15 protein-coding genes are annotated in these 16,708 nt (G+C 75.5%); 5 read left to right on the top strand and 10 right to left on the bottom strand.

Translation table 11 applies throughout. The features are described from left to right. Position 1: 1 nt before the first annotated feature. Positions 2–766: a hypothetical protein gene (locus ACIBBF_RS14320; RefSeq protein WP_397414279.1), complete on the bottom strand. Its 765-nt coding sequence runs from the start codon at positions 764–766 to the stop codon at positions 2–4. Positions 767–985: 219 nt separating this feature from the next. Here ACIBBF_RS14320 and ACIBBF_RS14315 point away from each other — a divergent pair, with 219 nt between their 5' ends. After that, entirely contained in the window at positions 986–3,670 is a 2,685-nt protein-coding gene (locus tag ACIBBF_RS14315) for a sigma-70 family RNA polymerase sigma factor (RefSeq protein ID WP_397414277.1), read from the top strand. Here the strand turns inward: ACIBBF_RS14315 and ACIBBF_RS14310 are convergent. Then, positions 3,654–6,473: a LuxR C-terminal-related transcriptional regulator gene (locus ACIBBF_RS14310; protein WP_397414275.1), complete on the bottom strand. Its 2,820-nt coding sequence runs from the start codon at positions 6,471–6,473 to the stop codon at positions 3,654–3,656. The two genes, ACIBBF_RS14315 and ACIBBF_RS14310, sit on opposite strands and share 17 nt — an antisense overlap. Before the next feature lie 115 nt (positions 6,474–6,588). After that, on the bottom strand, positions 6,589–7,440 hold the full coding sequence (locus ACIBBF_RS14305; protein ID WP_397414273.1) for an alpha/beta hydrolase: 852 nt from the start codon (positions 7,438–7,440) through the stop codon (positions 6,589–6,591). Positions 7,441–7,583: 143 nt separating this feature from the next. On the opposite strand from ACIBBF_RS14305, the gene ACIBBF_RS14300 reads away from it, so the two are divergent. Continuing rightward, positions 7,584–8,195 (top strand): TetR/AcrR family transcriptional regulator, encoded by a 612-nt coding sequence (locus ACIBBF_RS14300; protein ID WP_397414271.1) that lies wholly within the window; start codon positions 7,584–7,586, stop codon positions 8,193–8,195. 246 nt (positions 8,196–8,441) lie between these two features. Next, positions 8,442–9,356, top strand: coding sequence for a phosphatidylinositol-specific phospholipase C/glycerophosphodiester phosphodiesterase family protein (locus tag ACIBBF_RS14295; RefSeq protein ID WP_397414269.1), 915 nt, complete (start codon positions 8,442–8,444; stop codon positions 9,354–9,356). 81 nt (positions 9,357–9,437) lie between these two features. On the opposite strand, the gene ACIBBF_RS14290 is transcribed toward ACIBBF_RS14295, so the two are convergent. The 4 genes from ACIBBF_RS14290 to ACIBBF_RS14275 are packed head-to-tail and all read right to left on the bottom strand — an operon-like array spanning position 9,438 to position 12,983. After that, positions 9,438–10,676: an ABC transporter permease gene (locus tag ACIBBF_RS14290; protein WP_397414266.1), complete on the bottom strand. Its 1,239-nt coding sequence runs from the start codon at positions 10,674–10,676 to the stop codon at positions 9,438–9,440. Continuing rightward, positions 10,673–11,401: an ABC transporter ATP-binding protein gene (locus ACIBBF_RS14285; RefSeq protein WP_397414264.1), complete on the bottom strand. Its 729-nt coding sequence runs from the start codon at positions 11,399–11,401 to the stop codon at positions 10,673–10,675. The genes ACIBBF_RS14290 and ACIBBF_RS14285 overlap by 4 nt, the downstream gene beginning before the upstream one ends. Then, positions 11,398–12,483, bottom strand: a complete 1,086-nt coding sequence (locus ACIBBF_RS14280; protein WP_397414262.1) for a peptidoglycan-binding protein — start codon at positions 12,481–12,483, stop codon at positions 11,398–11,400. The genes ACIBBF_RS14285 and ACIBBF_RS14280 overlap by 4 nt, the downstream gene beginning before the upstream one ends. Next, positions 12,483–12,983 (bottom strand): hypothetical protein, encoded by a 501-nt coding sequence (locus tag ACIBBF_RS14275; RefSeq protein WP_397414260.1) that lies wholly within the window; start codon positions 12,981–12,983, stop codon positions 12,483–12,485. The genes ACIBBF_RS14280 and ACIBBF_RS14275 overlap by 1 nt, the downstream gene beginning before the upstream one ends. 178 nt (positions 12,984–13,161) lie before the next feature. Here ACIBBF_RS14275 and ACIBBF_RS14270 point away from each other — a divergent pair, with 178 nt between their 5' ends. After that, the gene (locus tag ACIBBF_RS14270) at positions 13,162–13,821 is read left to right on the top strand and encodes a response regulator transcription factor (protein WP_397414258.1); all 660 of its coding nucleotides are present in this window, start codon (positions 13,162–13,164) and stop codon (positions 13,819–13,821) included. Between the two features lies 1 nt (position 13,822). Further along, positions 13,823–14,989, top strand: coding sequence for a sensor histidine kinase (locus ACIBBF_RS14265; RefSeq protein WP_397414255.1), 1,167 nt, complete (start codon positions 13,823–13,825; stop codon positions 14,987–14,989). Here the strand turns inward: ACIBBF_RS14265 and ACIBBF_RS14260 are convergent. From ACIBBF_RS14260 to ACIBBF_RS14250, 3 genes are read right to left on the bottom strand one after another with little or no spacing between them, the layout of a single operon-like run. Next, positions 14,964–15,218: a DUF6510 family protein gene (locus tag ACIBBF_RS14260; protein ID WP_397414253.1), complete on the bottom strand. Its 255-nt coding sequence runs from the start codon at positions 15,216–15,218 to the stop codon at positions 14,964–14,966. The genes ACIBBF_RS14265 and ACIBBF_RS14260 overlap by 26 nt on opposite strands. Beyond that, positions 15,215–15,991, bottom strand: a complete 777-nt coding sequence (locus tag ACIBBF_RS14255) for an FAD-binding oxidoreductase (protein ID WP_397414250.1) — start codon at positions 15,989–15,991, stop codon at positions 15,215–15,217. The genes ACIBBF_RS14260 and ACIBBF_RS14255 overlap by 4 nt, the downstream gene beginning before the upstream one ends. After that, positions 15,988–16,581 carry a molybdopterin-dependent oxidoreductase gene (locus tag ACIBBF_RS14250; protein ID WP_397414248.1) on the bottom strand — a complete coding sequence of 198 codons (594 nt, stop codon included), beginning with the start codon at positions 16,579–16,581 and terminating at the stop codon, positions 15,988–15,990. Before ACIBBF_RS14250 ends, ACIBBF_RS14255 begins: the two co-directional genes overlap by 4 nt. Positions 16,582–16,708: the final 127 nt, after the last annotated feature.

The raw sequence follows: 16,708 nt of genomic DNA, 5'->3' as shown, positions 1-16,708 counted from the left end.
CCTAGGCGGCGTGGTCGGCGTCGAGGAGACGCCGTAGGGCAGCCAGGTCCGAGGGCAGCGGCCGTACCGTGATCCGGACCGGGGCGCGCAGGATGCTCGGGTTCTTCCGGGCCAGGCCGGCCAGGGTGTCCCGGGCGCGGGCGACGGACGCCAGCATCCGGCCCGCGGGCTCCGGCCGGCCGAGCACGACGGCGACCCCGTCCCGGTAGCCGGCCGGCCAGTCCTCGCCGAACGAGAGCCGGACCGCCTCGCCGAGCAGCACGTCGCGCTTCCACCGCACCAGCCGCCCGGCGGCGCTGACCCCGCCCACCCGCCCGTCGATGGTCACCAGCACCAGTGACCCGCCCTCCCGCGTGCTCTCGATGCCCGCGAAGACGTCCGCGGCGCGCGCGAGGAACTCGCCGTGCCGGGGCAGCCCGCTCATGCCGCGTGCCGCGAGCCGGGGGTCGGGCCCTGTCTCCGCCGTCTCCCAACCGGTGGCGAACGCCACCGCCACCGACTGCGGCAGGGCGGTCAGGCACAGGTCGTAGAGCACCCCGATGTCGCGCAGGCCCTCGGCGACCCCCACGTCGGCCAGCGCGCGAGCGGTGCCGAGCGCCCGGGCGGGCGCCTCGGCGGCCAGCCCGTTCATCACGGCGTAGGCGAGCGGGACGACCGCCGGGCTCGACCAGTCCTCGGGCATGCGCCAGCCCTCGGCGACCGTGTGCCTGCGCCAGCGCGCGCACAGCGTGCCGAGTCCGTCGTCTCCTGCCGGTGCCTTGTTCATCGCCGGGCTAGACGGTGGCACAAGAGGGTGATGACGGCGCAACCGGAACGAGCTCCTGGATCGCGGATCACCCCCCGGATCACCCCGCGTGATGCGGGGTCATACCCCACCTGCCAGTAGTATTTTACGCAATCAGGACAACTCCATCGAGGTGCCAGGGAGTACTCCCGGATGGTCGACACGACCAGTTCCACTGCGTCTTCCACTGCGTCTTCCGCCGTGTCTTCTGCTGCGTCTCCCACCGCGTCGCGGCCGTCGTCGCGCGCGACCCGGGACGCCTCCGACGAGGAGCTGCTCGCAGAGTTCCGCTCCGGGCACGACGCCGCCTTCGCCGAGCTCTACGCGCGGCACCACCGGACGGCGGCGTCCGTCGCCCGGCGCGTGGTGGGCCCGGGACCCGCCGCCGACGACGTGGTCGCCGAGTCGTTCACGGCGCTGCTGGCGGCCGTGCGACGCGGGGGCGGTCCGTCGGGCAACGTCCGGTCCTACCTGCTGACCACGGTGCGCAACACGGCCGTCGGCTTCCTGCGGTCGCAGCAGAAGGCCGTGCCCGCCGAGGCCGAGGTGATCGACCGCCCGCACGAGGACGGCGACGGGCTGGTCGCCGCCGACGACGACCACCGCGTCCGGCGTGCCTTCGCCGAGCTGTCGCCGCGGTGGCGCCGGGTGCTCTGGTACGTCGACGTCCACGACCTCCCGCCGTCCCAGGTGGCACCGCTCCTCGGGGTCTCGCCCAACGCGGTGTCGTCGCTGGCGCGGCGGGCACGCGAGCGGTTGCGGCGCGCGTACCTGCAGGCCCATCAGGACCGGGTGGCACCCGGGTGCGAGGACTACGCCCCGCACCTGGCGCGGTACGTGGACGAGACCCTGGCCCTGCCGGTCCACCGCCGGGTCGGCACGCACGTGCTCGCGTGCGTGCACTGCGCGGCCGCCGTCGACCAGATGCGGGACCTGCGGCGCCGGATGCGCGGCCTGCTGCTGCCGCTCGGCCTGCCGGTCGCGGCGGCCGGCGAGCTGCCCGAGGAGCACGGTGCGGAGGGACTGCCCGACGGGTGGGCAGCGGTCCGTGGCGGGCACCGAGGGGTGCGGGCTCTGGGCCGGCGCTGGTGGTGGGCGCGACCCCGGGTCGGACGCCGGGAGATCGTGCTGGTGACGGCATGCGTCGCCCTGTGCGCGCTGACGCTGTCCGCCGTCGCCGCCTCGGGCGTCGTCGGCGGGTCCGTGCCGGACGTCCCAGGGCTCACCGTCGCCGGATCGGCGGCCGGTGACGACGAGCCGGAGCGCGGCCCCGTGCCCGCCGGCGACAGCCGGCCACCGGGATCCGGCGGCCGGGACGACGCGGACCCGTCGACCGGTGGTGCGGGAGCGTCTCCCGGCCGCCGTGACGCCGCGGGCGACGGCAGGGACCGGGTGGACGGCACGGGCCGCACCGACGACCGGCCCGTGCGGTGGGAGGTGCCGGGCGCCGGGCCGGGCGACGGCGGCGGCCCGTCGCTGGTCGACCTGACGCCCCCGGCGCCGGGTCCGGTCCTCGGCGGACGTCCGCCGTCCTCGCTGCCGCCGGACCCGGCACCCCCGTCGGAACCCGGCCCCCGTCCGACGGCGTCCCCCGTCCCGGAGCCGGACCCCCTGACCCTCGTGATCGAGCACGACGACCTGGGGGACCTGGTGCCCGGCCGGACCGGGGTGCTCGGCGCCACGGTGTCGAACCCGAACGCCGACCCGAGCGGCCGGGTGGTCGTCGAGGTGGTGCTGCCGGACGGAGTCACGCTCGACACCGCCGGCCGGGCACGCGCCGTCACCGCGTGGTCCTGCGACCAGGGCCCGTCCGCGCGGGTGGTCTGCACCGTCGGCACGATCGCGGCGGGTGCCACCTCCACCGTCCTGGTGCCGGTGCTCGTCGCCGCGGACCTCGCCGTGGGCGACGTCGTCCTCCGGCTGGACCTCCACGGGGAGGGCGTCGCCCGCACGAGCGTCAGTGAGCCCGTGCCGGTGCGTGCCGGGTCGCTCGCGGCACGGTACGTCGCCACCGGTGCGGTCGAGATCACCCAGGTGGGCGCACCCGTGCTGCACTGCGCGCCGGCCGCGCCGGGCTGTGCGGCGGCCGCTGCCGGCACCGCCACCGGCCCCACGCAGAACAACAACGCCTGGGCCATGGTGGCCGTGGACGCCCTGGGCACGGGCAGCACGTCGTCCGCTGCCGTGCTCGACGTCCCCGTGGGGGCCGAGGTGCTGGCCGCGCGGCTCTACTGGTCGGGCGGGTGCGCGGGCACGATCCCGCCGGCCCGGGTGGCACCGCCCGGCGGGACGCTCACGACCGTCGAGAACGTCACCGTGGACCGCTCCGGGAGCCAGGTCTACCAGGCGAGCGCCGACGTGACCGAGCTGGTCCGCGCCGGGGGAGCGGGCACGTGGGGCGTGGCCGACGTGTGCGCCACCGAGGCGGTGGGCGGGTACGCGGGCTGGGCCCTCGTCGTGGTGCACCGGCCGGCCGGGTCGGGCCCGGCGGGCCCCGGGCTGGCCATCGTGTACGACGGGCTGCTGCCCGTCTCGTCCACCGCGGGCGAGGGGCACTTCTCCGTAGCCGGCCGGCCGGGCACCACCGCCCGGGTCGGCGCCGTGGTCTGGGACGGCGACCGCAGCGTGCCCGGCGACCAGCTCCTGTTCGACGGCGCGCCGCTGGTACCGCTCCGCTGGACGGGTGCCGGTCCGGGCGGTCCCGGATCGGGCGACAACGCCTTCGACTCCACGGCCTGGGGCTCCGCGTACGCCAACGCGCTGGGCGTCGACGTCAAGCCGTTCGAGCCCGCGTTCCTGACCTCGACGCGTGCGCAGCTCACCGCCGTCGAGACCAACGGCGACGCGTTCGTGGTGGGTGTGGTCACGGTCACGACCGGGAGCTGAGCCGCGCCCGCACCATCGGGTCCAGCAGCCCCAGCTCCCGGGCCCGCCGCAGAGCCTCTGCCCGGTCGTGCGCGCCCAGCCTCCGGTACAGCTCGCGGATCTGCGTCTTGACCGTGTTCCGCGAGACGAACGACACCCTGGCCACCTCGGTCGAGGTCAGGCCGTCGGCCAGGTGGAGCAGCACGACGAGCTGCCGGTCGGGGACCACGACGAACTCGACCGGCACGGGTGCTCCGCGCCGGTTCAGCACCTCGTCGGCCCGCTCGCGCACCGGTGCGGGCGCGTCGACCGCCAGGCGGCGCAGCACCGAGGGCGCCGCCCACCAGTAGGGCAGGCCGCCGCCGGCCTGCTGCGCCAGCGCGACCGCCCGGGACAGCTCGCGCCGGGCGCCGTCAGGTGCGGCTGGGCCGGTCCCCGCCGTGGTGGTCCCTGCCGCGGCGGTCAGGGCCTCGGCCGCCAGGAGGTGCGCCTGGAGCCGTGCACCCGTCGTCCAGCCCAGGCTGTCGGCGGAGACGGCGGGCAACGCGTCGCGCGGCCGGCCCTGGGCCAGGTGGACGTGGGCGTCGAGCAGCGCGGCGGCCGGTGTCCGGAGGCTCAGCGCGCCGGCGACGACAGCGGCGTGCGTGCCGCGGCCCAGCGCCAGATAGAGCCGGCCGAGGTCGAGCGCGAGCAGCGGCGGAATGCGCACGTCGGCCTCGCTCGGGCCGCCTCCCGGGCCGAAGCGCACGCTGCCGTCCGCGCCGCCGTCCGACGGGGTCAGGCCGCGCTGCGCGAGCACGTCCCGGAGCCGGTCCACGGCCGGCTCCTCCTGCCCGCGCAGCGCGCAGAGCGTCACCTCGGCGTGCAGCCCGGCGAACCACAGGTCCGTCCCGGCCGCGTCGCGCACGGCGGACAGCAGAGGGTGGGCGAGCTCGTCGTCGAGGTGCTCCAGGCGGACGAGCGCGGCGGTCAGGGCGGCCGGGTCACCCACGGCCTCGCGCCACCAGGCCGGTGGCTCGGGCAGCATGTCGGCCTCACCCGACCAGTCGGACGCGGACCGGACCCCGGAGTCCAGCGCGTGGACCAGGGCGGCCAGCTCCGCCGCGGCGGCGGCCAGCGGCAGCGCGCCGGACGCCAGCGCCCCGAGGTAGGCCGCCTCGGCACGTCGGAGGGCCTCGTCGAGCAGCCCGGCCTCGGCGGCGGCGAGCGCGGCCTGCAGCTTCACGAGCACGCGGGCGACGTCGGACCCGGCCACGGTGTCGAGCAGTCCCCGGGCCACCCGCAGGGCGTCCATGGCCCGCCCCGACCGACGGAGGCCCGCGACCCGGGTGAAGGTCGTGAGCGGGCTCTCGGGACCGCCCGGGTCGGACGCGGGACGGCGGCCTTCCGCCTGCCGGAGCAACGGGTGCCGGGGGTCGCCGTGCCGGCCGGGGGTGCCGCGGGTCACGGACAGCAGGGCATGCAGCTCGGCGGGCACGTGCCCGGAGGGGGTGGACGCGACGGCGGCCCAGAGGGCGCTGTGCAGGGTCGCGTCGTGCCCGTCCAGGACGGCGGTCCAGGTGTCGTGCAGCAGATCACGGACGAGGGCCGGGTCGCCGGACTCGAGCGCGACCAGGAGCGCCCCCCGTGCGTCACCTGCCCCGGCTCGCCGACGGGCCGCCCTGGCGGCGCGCCGGGCCAGCTCGCCGGCGTCGCGGCCGCGCGCGTAGTCGAGCAGCGCGCGGCGCGCGTGCGGGTCGAGGGCCAGGTCGCCGTCCGGGCCGGCAGGGTCGTCGAGCACCAGACCGGTGGCGACGAGACGGTCCATGAGGGCCGCGGCGCCGGGGACGGCGTCGAGCAGCCCGGTGGCGGCGAGGTCCGCGAGGCGGAACCGCGGGGCCAGGCCGGCCTCGACCAGCAGGCTGACGGCCTCCTGGGGCAGCACCGCGCGCACGTAGGCCCCGCGGTGGGCGGCGGCCGTGGCCGCGACGGTCTCGTCCGTGAGCGGGGTGCCATGGGCGTTCGTGCGGCGCAGCTCCTCCAGGACCGGGTAGACCACCGGTGCCCAGCCCGCCACGGCCGTGACCAGCAGCCGCGCGTGCGACCGGGTCAGGGGCACCCCCGCCGTCGCCGCCGCGGTCCGGGCCTCGTCGGGATGCACGGCGAGGTCCCGCAGGGTCAGCTCGGTGTGCCGGACAGCCGGTGCGTCCCCGTCCGCGGACCCGCCGGCCGGTGCCCAGCCGTCGGAGGTCGGGACCGGTCCGGGCAGGGGTACCGCGGTCAGCGCGACGACGCGGCCGCGGCGCACCATCCGCGACACCCGGTCGAGGAAGGCCAGGGCGGCGCCCGACCCGTGTCCCAGCCGGTCGACGACGAGCACCGCGTCCTGGGCGTCGAGCGCGGCGGCCAGCGCCTCGGCCGACGGGTCCGGCTCCACTCCGGCGACCCCGGAGAGCCGGGCGCTCGCGGCGCGGCCGAGCGCGTCGCCGTCCAGGGACTCGCGCTCCGGCACGTCCACCCAGACGACCAGCCGCCCGCTGCGGAGCAGCCGCCGGGACCACAGCGCGACGGCGGTGCGGCGTCCGGCTCCGCGCGGCGTCCGCAGCAGCACCATCGCCGTCGGACCCGCCCGCAGCGCCTGGTCGAGCGCCAGCTCGACGTACGGCCGCCGGTGCACGCCCGGCGGGAGCGCGGGCAGCAGCTCCCCGGCGCGCTCGAGCGACCCGGGTGGCGCCTCGCGGGACATCAGGCCCGGCCCTGCGGCCGTCGTCCTGCGCAGGGCTCGGCCGGCCGGTGCCACGTCGGGTACCGGACGGTCCGCCGGGTCGGGCGACGGCGCCTCCACCAGGCCCCTCGTCGGGATGGGCGGTGCCGGGCAGCGCACGCGCGCGGCGGGACCGGAGCTGGGTTCACACTCGGGTAGGACGGTGGGCCCGCGTGATCGTGTCGGGTGACCTGGGTCACACCCTCGCGTGGGACGTCGCCCACGCGAGGGCGTGGTCCGCGATCTCCTCCCAGCCCGGCTGGGACACGAGGCGGTGCGTGCGGCCCGCGTACTCCCGGCACTCGACGACGGCGGGGCTGCCGGTCCCGGTGTACTTCGCGACGATCGCCCGGCCGATGGCCGGCGGCACCACGTGGTCGATCTCGCCCGTGATCACGAGGAACGGGGCACGGTCGGCGCGGGCGTAGTCGACGTGGGTGACGCCGCCCTTCTCGTTCGGCACCGACGTGACGCCGTCGAAGAGCACCCGGTTGTACGAGGGCACGGCGTACTGCTCCCACAGCGCGTCCGACTCGGCGCGGGACACGTCGTTGCCGAACGTGAAGTGGAAGTGGGCCTTCGAGATCGGCGTGGCGCCGTTGCGCGCGAACGGGTTGGACAGGACCGGGAAGCCGGTGCGCAGTGTGGACGCCGGCAGCGTGGTGACGCCGGCCGTCTGGCCGGGGGCGACACCCACGTAGGCGGCGCCGAGGCCGCGGTCGGCGAGCATCTGGGTGAGCACGCCGCCGAACGAGTGGCCCATGATGATCGGCTTGACCGGCAGGGCGCGGATGATGCGCTCGTAGTGGTCGGCGATCTGCTTCAGGCCGATGCCCTTGAGCGGCGCGGGGTTGGCACGCACGTCGGCGACGCTGCGGTCGTCGATGCCCGGCCAGCCCGGGACGATCACCTCGTGACCCGCGGCACGGAACCGCTCGGCCCACGTGTCCCAGCTCCTCGGGGTCATCCACAGCCCGTGGATGAGGACGATCGGGCGCTTTCCGGTGGTGCTGCCGTCGGTGGTCGTCGTGTCGGGTGCGGCGTTCATGGTGGGGCTCCTTGCGGTCGGGGACCGGGTCCCCGGTCCGTCGTCAGGAAGAACGATCGTTCTTTCTCTGTTGTTCCCGACGGTAGCGCCCCCGCCCGGCGGGCGTCAACGCCAAAGAGAAAGATCGTTCTATGCTGAGTCGTATGGCACCCAGGACCACCGCCTCCCGAGCCCCGCGCAAGACAGCCGACGGCGGGTCCGAGGCACGCGAACGGCTGCTCCGGACGGCATCCGAGCTCTTCTACGCGGAGGGCATCCACGTGGTGGGCGTCGACCGGATCCTCGCCGAGGCGGGGGTCACGCGCGCCACCTTCTACCGCCACTTCCCCGGCAAGGAGAAGCTCGTGGAGGCGTACCTCGGGGTGGAGGACGCGAACCTGCGTGGCGCGCTGGAGGGCGCACGGTCCATGACGGACGACCCCGTGGAGCTCGTCGGGCTGATCATCCAGGGCATCGCCGAGGACGTCGCCCGGCACCACACCCGCGGCTGCCCCTTCATCAACGCCGCCGCCGAGTACCCCGACCCGGACAGCGGCGTGCGCCGCGCCGTGGACCAGCACCGCGCATGGTTCCGCGGCGTCCTGGAGGAGGCGCTCACCGCCTCGGGCGCGAAGGACCCCGGGACCGCGGCCGGCCAGCTCGTGCTGCTCCGTGACGCCGCTCTGGTCGGCGGCTACCTCGACGGCTGGGACACCGTGCGCGTGGCGTTCGTCGACGCGGCCCGGCAGGTCGCGGGCCTCGAGCCGGCGGCCTGAGCCGCGGTCCGGCGCCTGAGCCGCATCAGGCCACGTCCACCCGAACGCAGTGCGGCCCACGTGGCACCGCACCGAACGAGGGGCGTCGGTTCGGTTCCTCGACGGGTGCCCGTCGGGCGGAGTTCACCCGTGGGTCAGCACCCGGCGGTTGCATGGGCGAGGCGCCTCGCCGCGCCGCCAGCACGGGGTGAGTCCCCGCCGGGCACCCGTGCGGGCACCCGCCACACCAGGCACGAGGAGACGATCATGCGCGGAAGAACCATCGTCGGAGCGGCCCTGACGGCCGCGACCCTGCTCGCGGGGCTCGCCGCCGTGCCGGCGTCGGCCGCCCCGGGGTCGAGCGGACCGGTGTCGAGCGGACCGGCGTCGGCCGCGGCGCCGCTCCCGGTGACGCGGCCCGGGTGCGGTGCCGAGCTGGGCGAGCCGCACGACGCCGCCCACGCGCACAACGACTACGAGCACGACCGCCCGCTGTACGACGCGCTGGCCAGCGGCTTCACCAGCGTCGAGGCGGACGTCTGGCTGGTCGACGGCGAGCTCCTCGTGGCGCACGACCTGGTCGACGTCGACCCGGACCGCACCCTGGAGAGCCTCTACCTCGATCCGCTCCAGGACCTGGCGCGCGGCCGGGACCGGAGCGTCTACCCCGGCTGGGACGGCAGCTTCCAGCTCCTCGTCGACATCAAGTCCGAGGGCGAGGCCACCTACGCCGCCGTCCACGAGGCGCTCGCGGAGCACCGCTCGATCCTCACGCGCTCGGTGCACGGCCGGGTCCGGACGGGCGCGGTGACCGCCGTCATCAGCGGCAACCGGCCGCTGGAGACCATGCGGGACCAGGACGTGCGGTACGCGTTCTACGACGGCCGGTCCGGCGACCTCGGGTCGGGGCTCCCGGCGTCCCTCGTGCCGCTGGTCAGCGACAACTGGACGAAGCTGTTCACCTGGCAGGGCGAGGGCCCGATGCCCGCCGCCGAGCGCGAGCGACTGCGCGCCGTCGTGGACCAGGCGCACGCCGCGGGCTACCGGGTCCGGTTCTGGGCCACGCCGGACCAGCCGGGCGCGGCGCGCGAGGCGGTCTGGACGGAGCTCGCGGACGCGGGCGTGGACCACATCAACACGGACGACCTGGCGGGCCTGGACGAGTTCCTCACGGCCCGCTGACCGCGGACCCCGTTGAGTGCTGGACATTCGCCCCTGAGGGGCTCCGAAAAGGGCGAGCATCCAGCACTCAACGGGTGGTGGTCAGGAGGCGAGTGCGGCCGTCGGTGGGGTGCGGGCCGCGCGGAGGGCCGGGTAGAGGCCCGCGATCGCGCCGATGACCAGCGTGGCGGTGACCGCCACGACGACGGCGGCCGGCGGGAGGGCGAACGGCCAGCCGTTGACCGCGGCCATGATCCCCGTCGCGGCCGTCCCGAAGGCGCTGCCGAAGAGCCCGCCCAGCGCGGAGAGCAGGAGCGCCTCCGCGAGGAACTGCACCAGCACGTGCCGGCGGGTGGCCCCCAGGGAGCGGCGCAGGCCGATCTCGCGGCGCCGCTCGAGCACCGAGATGATCATGGTGTTGGCCACGCCGATCCCGCCCACGAGCAGCGCGATCGAGCCGAGGCCGAGCAGCAGGCCGGTGAACGCCTGGTTGGCGGCGGTCCGCGCCGCGAGCGCGTCGGACGGCCGGGACACCTCCACCTCGTTCGGCGCCTGCGGTGCGATCGTCGGGGCCAGCAGGGCACGGACGTGCTCCACGGAGTCGTCGGCCGAGCGCTCGTAGATCATCGTCGGGCTGCCGTCGAAGCCGAACAGGTCGGCGGCGACGGCGGAGCCGACGAGCGCGGCGGTGTCGAGCTCGGGGGCCAGCGCCACCGGGTCGAGGATCCCCACCACGGTGAACGACGTGCCGCCGAGCCAGACCTGCGTGCCCGGCGACACCACCCCGAGACGTTCGGCGGCGATGCTGCCCAGCACCACCGCGGGAAAGCCCGCGGTGGCCGGGTTGAGCCACACCCCGGACCGGACCGTGCCGGAGACGACGTCGAGCAGGTTCTGGTCGGCCGCCATGGTCGCGATGCCGCCGGTGGCGTCGGGGTCGGACAGCGAGCTGCGGTAGACGGGCTGCGGCAGGGTCGCGGTGCTGCTCGCGCTCTCGACCCCCGGCACCCGCCGCACCTTGCCGAGGGTGTCGGGCGGCAGGGTGGCCCGGTCGCCCGTGAGGGTGCGGCCGGCCTGCGCGGTGAGCAGGTTGGTGCCGAGCTGCGCGAGCTGGTCGTTGAGGCGGGCCTGGCTGGATGACGAGACGCCCACCACGGCGACCATCGCCGCGATCCCGATGGCGATACCCAGGGCGGAGAGCACCGCACGGGTCGGCCGGGCGCGCAGCCCCGTGGTGCCCAGACGCAGCACGTCCAGGCCGAGCAGCCGTGACCGGTCCGGTCCACGACCCTCCGGCGGCGGGCTCGCCGTGACCGGCGGGGGAGCGGCGACGGTGCTCATGCGCCGGCCCCCGGTCCGGTCGTGTCGGTGACCACACGCCCGTCCCGCAGCGCGATGCGCCGGGGCAGACGAGCGGCCAGCTCCGTGTCGTGGGTGATCACCACGACCGTGGTGCCCTGGGCGTTGAGCTCGTGGAGCAGCTCCACGATCGCCGTACCCGAGGTGCTGTCCAGGTTGCCCGTGGGCTCGTCGGCCAGCAGCAGCGGCGGGTCGCCGACGACGGCGCGGGCGATCGCCACGCGCTGCCGTTCGCCGCCCGAGAGCTGGTGGGGGTGGTGGTCGAGCCGTCGGCCGAGCCCCACCCGGTCCAACGCCTCGGCTGCCCGCCGTCGTCGTTCGGTGCGGGGCACCCCGGTGTACAGGAGGCCGTCGGCCACGTTGTCCAGCGCGGTGACGCCGTCGGCGAGGTGGAACTGCTGGAACACGAACCCGATCCGGTACGCGCGCAGCGCGGACAGGGACCGGTCGTCGAGCTCGGACACGTCGAGCCCGTCGATGCGGGCGACGCCCGCGGTGGGCCGGTCGAGGGTGCCGATGAGGTTCAGCAGCGTGGACTTGCCGGAACCGCTGGGGCCCACGATCGCGACCAGCTCGCCGGGCATGATGCGCAGGGTCACGCCCGCGCAGGCCAGCACCGGCGGCTCCCCGTACGAGCGCCGGACGTCGTCGAGGGCGACCAGCGGGTTCAGCAGGCGCGTGGGCGGCAGGACCGTCGTGGTGGTCATCGCTGCGGCACCACCACTCGCTGGCCGGCCTCGACGTCGTCGCCGGAGATCTCGACCCGGCCGCCGGCGAACAGGCCGGTGGTGACGGGCACCTGTCGGGTGGCGCCGTCCGCTCCCACGACCTCGACGCCGAACTGGTCGGGCGTGATCGCGATCAGGGCGCCCACGGGCACGGACAGCACGTCCTCCCGCCGTTCGCTGGGGATGTCCACGGTCACGGACGCCTCCTGGAAGGCCTTCGCCTCCTTCGCGGAGTCCAGGGCGACGACGACCGGGATGACCGTCTTCCGCTGCCCGGTGGCGTCCTCGGCCTCCGTGGGGGTGCCGGCCGAGGTGATGGTCCCGCTCGTCTCCCGGCCGCCCGGCAGGCGCACCGTGACCGGGTTGCCGATCACGGCGAGCTGCTGGTCGTCCAGGCCCAGGTCCATGCTCACGACCTGACTGGTCCCGGTCGCCTCGAACAGCTCGGCCCCGGGCCCGACCTGGCTGCCGACGCTCGCGGTCAGCGTGCCGACGCGCACGCCGCCGGCCGAGAACAGGACCGACCCCAGCGGCAGCTTGCCGGTGCGTTCGAGGTCGTTCGCCTCCTGCCAGTCCATGATCGCCGCGGTGGTGTACCAGTCGAACGTCTCGTCCGGCTCGACGTCGAGGTACCCCAGCGTCCGCAGGTTCTCCTCGAGCTGTCGCACGTCGGGTCCGTCGCTCATGCCCGCGGCGAGGTCGCGCCAGGCCGGCACCGTGCCGCGCAGCAGGAACACGGGCACGTTGTCGACGGCGTAGAGGCGCCCGCCCGGACGCACCACGGAACCGGCGTCGGGCAGGCCGGTCACCACGCCACCGCGTGCGGACTGGACGGGCCTCGGGTCCGCGAACCGCAGCGTGCCCTGGGCGGTGGTGCTGCCCTCCAGATCGCCGCGGACCACCTCGTCGGTGTCGCCCCGAAACGCCTGGGCGGACTGCCCCTGCTCGTCCGCGGAGCTCGCGAACGCGTGGATCCCGAGCCCCGCGCCCCCCGCCATCGCCGCCACCGCGGCCAGCCCGACGACGACGCGCCGGCGCCGCCGCCCGTGCACCCGCGCCATCAGCTGCCCAGCCCGGTCGAGCCGCCGACGCCCTGCGGCGCGCACTCGGCGAAGACGTCGTCCGGCACGTCCATGGGGATGGTCAGCGACTCGCCGGGCCCCGGGTCGGCCACGTCGATGCCGTTGTCGCGCAGGCAGGCGGCGATCTCCAGCCACTCGGCGCGCTGCTCCTCGTCCGACATCGACGGTCCGCCGCCGGGCGCGGCCGGTGGCTGGCCCAGCTCGCCCTGGCAGGCCTCTGCCGCCTCCATGAACGCGTCGCCGGCCTGCGCCTCGACCGACCCGTCGCTGTTCGGGTCCGCCATGTCGACGCCCTGGTCGCGCATGCACGAGGCGAACGCGAGCTGGTAGTCCTCGAGGGACTCGAACTGCTCGGTGCCGCTGTCCGCGGTGCTCTCCGCGTCGGGTGCGTCGCCGGCGGTGCCGCAGGCGCTCAGCGCCACGAGCAGCAGGGGGACCGCCAGGACGGCGGCCAGGGACGGGGTTCGGCGCTTCGACATGAGGTGCTCCTCCGGTTCGGTGCCACGGTCTGTCCGTGGACGTCGCCCAGTCGAGCACCGGGGGTGTTGCCAGGGTGTTCAGGGTTTCCTTTACGTTCTCCCAACGCTGCGTGTGATTGCCTGGGCGAGGTTCGAGCAGGGTGCCGAGCAGGGTTCGAGCAGTCCCGGGAGGTTTGTGGTGCGTGTACTGATCGTCGAGGACGAGCCCTACCTGGCCGACGCGGTCCGCGTCGGTCTCCGGCGGGAGACCATCGCCGCCGACGTCGTCCACGACGGGGCCGCGGCCCTCACGTCGGTCGCCGACGCCGCGTACGACGTCGTCGTCCTCGACCGGGACCTGCCCGGCGTGCACGGCGACGAGGTCTGTGCGCGCCTCGCGCGGGACCACCCCGAGGTGCGGGTGCTGATGCTCACGGCCGCCCGCACGCTCGACGACCGCGTCACCGGCTTCGAGCTGGGCGCCGACGACTACCTGCTCAAGCCGTTCGAGTTCCCCGAGCTCGTCGCCCGGCTGCGCGCGCTCGAACGCCGTACCCAGCCCGCCCGGCCCCCGGTGGTCGAGGCCGACGGGGTCCGGCTCGACGCGTTCCGCCGGGAGGTCTACCGCGACGGCCGGCTCGTGCGGCTCAGCCCCAAGGAGTTCGCCGTGCTGCAGGTGCTCATGAACGCCGACGGCGGGGTGCTCAGCGCGGAGGAGCTGCTGGAACGTGCCTGGGACGCCAACACCGACCCGTTCACCAACACGATCCGGGTCACCATCTCCAACCTGCGCCGCCGCCTCGGCGAGCCCTGGGTCATCCGCACGGTGCCCGGCGCCGGCTACCGGTTCGGGGGCTGACGTGCGCGGCGGACGGCTCACGATCCGGGCCCGGCTCACCCTGAGCTACGCCGGCCTCGTCACCGGGTGCGGCGCGGTGCTCATCACCCTCGTCTACCTCTACATGCGGTACGTGCCGAGCTACCGGATCGCCCCGGCGCAGGAGCTCCTCCCGGAGGACTACCAGCCCACGGGCCCGGCCGGGCGGGCACAGCCGGTGGACGCGATCCAGATCACCAGCGCCGAGGACTTCCTGAGCAACCTGCTGACGGCCTCGGCGGTCGCGCTGGTGGTGCTCGCGGTGCTCGGCGGCACGGTCGGCTGGCTGGTGGCCGGGCGCATCATCCGGCCGCTCGCCGCGATCAACGCCGCCGCCAACCGCGCCTCCACCGGCACGCTGGACCACCGCATCGGCCTCGACGGTCCCGCCGACGAGATCCACGACCTCGCCGGCACCTTCGACCGCATGCTCGCGTCGCTGGAGCGTTCCTTCGCGGCGCACCGCCGGTTCGCCGCCAACGCGTCGCACGAGCTGCGCACCCCGCTCGCCACCACCAAGACCATGATCGACGTCGCCCTCGCCGACCCCGACGCGGACCGGGCCGACCTGCGCCGGCTGGCCGAACGGGTCGGCGAGGTCAACCGGGCCAGCGTCGAGACCGTGGACGCGCTCCTCGACCTCGCCGCGGCGGACTCCGGTACGGCGGCCCGGGCCACGGTGGACCTCACCGACCTGGTGCACGGCGTCGTGATCGCCCTTGCGGACGAGGCGGTCGACGGCGGCGTCGACCTGACCGCCGAGGGTCCGCCGGTCGCGGCCCTGGGCGACCCCGTGCTGCTGCGCCAGGCCGTGACGAACCTGGTGCGCAACGGGATCCGGCACAACGTGCCCGCGGGGCACGTGACGGTCCGGGTCTCGGCCGACGCCGACCGCGCGTGCGTGACCGTCACGAACAGCGGCCCGGTGGTACCCCAGGAGTCGCTCGACGCGCTCACCGAGCCGTTCGTGCGCGGCGCCGGGCGCACCTCCACGCGCGGCTCGGGTCACGGGCTCGGCCTGGCCATCGTCGCGGCCGTCACCACCGCCCACGAGGGCACGCTCGCGCTGCACCCCAACCCGGAGGGCGGCCTCACGGTGCACCTGGACCTGCCCGGCGCGGTGATCAGCGCCGCAGCTCCACCGCGCTGAGGCCGGCGAGGCTGAGGATCACGCGGTCGCCCGTGTCGACGACCGTCGCGAGCACCTGGTCGCACCCCGCGCACCGGGCCACCAGGCCGGGTGCGTCGGTGTAGACCATGGCCTCGGCGAGCGCGGCCATGTGCCCGCAGCCGCCGCAGCGTCCGCGCGCCGTGGTCACGTCGGCCGTGAAGACCTCGGAGAGCGCGCCCGCGAGCACGTTGCCGTCGAGGTGTGTCATCTGAGCCCTCCGAAGCGCTCGGTGTGGATGTCCCCGGGCTGGTGGCCGAGCTCCTGGAGCCAGCCCGCCACGGCCTCGACGAAGCCCGTCGAGCCGCAGACGTAGACGCGCGGCCGGTCGGCCGCGGCGATGGTGCGGGCGGCCAGCGCGTCCCGCGTGAGCCGCCCGACGGTGCCGGACCAGCCGTCCGGCGCCTCCCGCGTGTACACGAGGTCCAGGCCGAGAGCCGGGCCGGTCAGCGCGGCGAGCTCGTCGGCGAAGTACACGTCGGCCGGTGTGCGGACCGAGTACAGCAGCCGGAAGGGCACGTCGTCGTCCGCGGCGCCGTGCGCCGCGGCCATGGCGTACAGCGGCACGACGCCGGAGCCGCCCGCCACGAGCTGCACCGGACGGCTGCTCTCACCGGGCCGCCAGACGAAGAACGCACCCAGCGGGCCGTGCAGCTCGAGCTGGTCGCCCGCCCGGAGCTCGCGGACCAGGAACGGCGAGACCTCGCCGTCGGGCAGCTCGTCCACCGCGAGCACCACCCGGCCGGGGGCCGTCGCCGTCGCCGGGGTGGACGCCGCGACGGAGTAGGAGCGGCTCGCCTGGTAGCCGTCGGGGGCGGTCAGGCGCACGTCGACGTGCGCGCCGGCCTCGCTCCCGGGCCAGGTGGGCACGTCGAGCACCAGCCGGGCGGCGGACGGCGTCTCGCGGCGGGTCTCGGCCACGGTCGCCACGTGCCACGCGGGGCGGGTCCGGGGCGGGGCCGAGAGAACGGGCTCGGCGCTCACCAGTACCGCTCCTCCTTCCAGGGGTCCCCGTAGAGGTGGTAGCCGTACTGCTCCCAGAAGCCCGGGTCGTTGTCCGGCATCATCGTCAGGCCGCGCAGCCACTTGGCGCTCTTCCAGAAGTACAGGTGCGGCACGAGCAGCCGGGCCGGGCCGCCGTGCTCGGGGTCGAGCGGAGCGCCGTCGGCCTCCACGGCGATCCAGGCCTTGCCGTCCAGCAGGTCCTCGAGCGGGACGTTCGTGGTGTACCCGCCGTAGGAGTGCGCCATGACGAACTCGTGCTCGGACTCGACGTCCTCGAAGACCTTGTCGAGGCTGACGCCGCGCCAGGACATGTCGAGCCGGGACCAGTGCGTCACGCAGTGGATGTCCACCGTGACGTCCTCGACCCCCAGCGCGAGCAGCTCGTCCCAGGACCACCGGTGGTCGGTGCCCGTCTCGTCACGGATCGCGAGCTCCCAGTCCGCCGTGTCCACGTGCGGTGTGGGCCCGGCGCTGAGCACCGGCCAGTCCTGGACCAGCGTCTGGCCCGGCGGGAGGCGGTCGTCCCGCTCACGTCGGCGGCCGGAGAAACCACGGGTGGCGAAGGACATGCTGACTCCCGTCCGGGTGACCGGGGCCGGGCGGGGTGGCCCGGCACGATGGTGGCACCAGCGTAGGGCCGCCCGTGGCACCGGGGCGCGGGAAAGCGCCCGTCCGTGCGGGCGAACTTGCCCGGGC

The sequence above is a fragment of the Promicromonospora sp. NPDC050880 genome (assembly GCF_044456525.1).
GTDB lineage: Bacteria > Actinomycetota > Actinomycetes > Actinomycetales > Cellulomonadaceae > Promicromonospora.
Note: the sequence above shows the minus strand (reverse complement) of the source record. Positions and strands in the feature narration are given on the sequence as shown.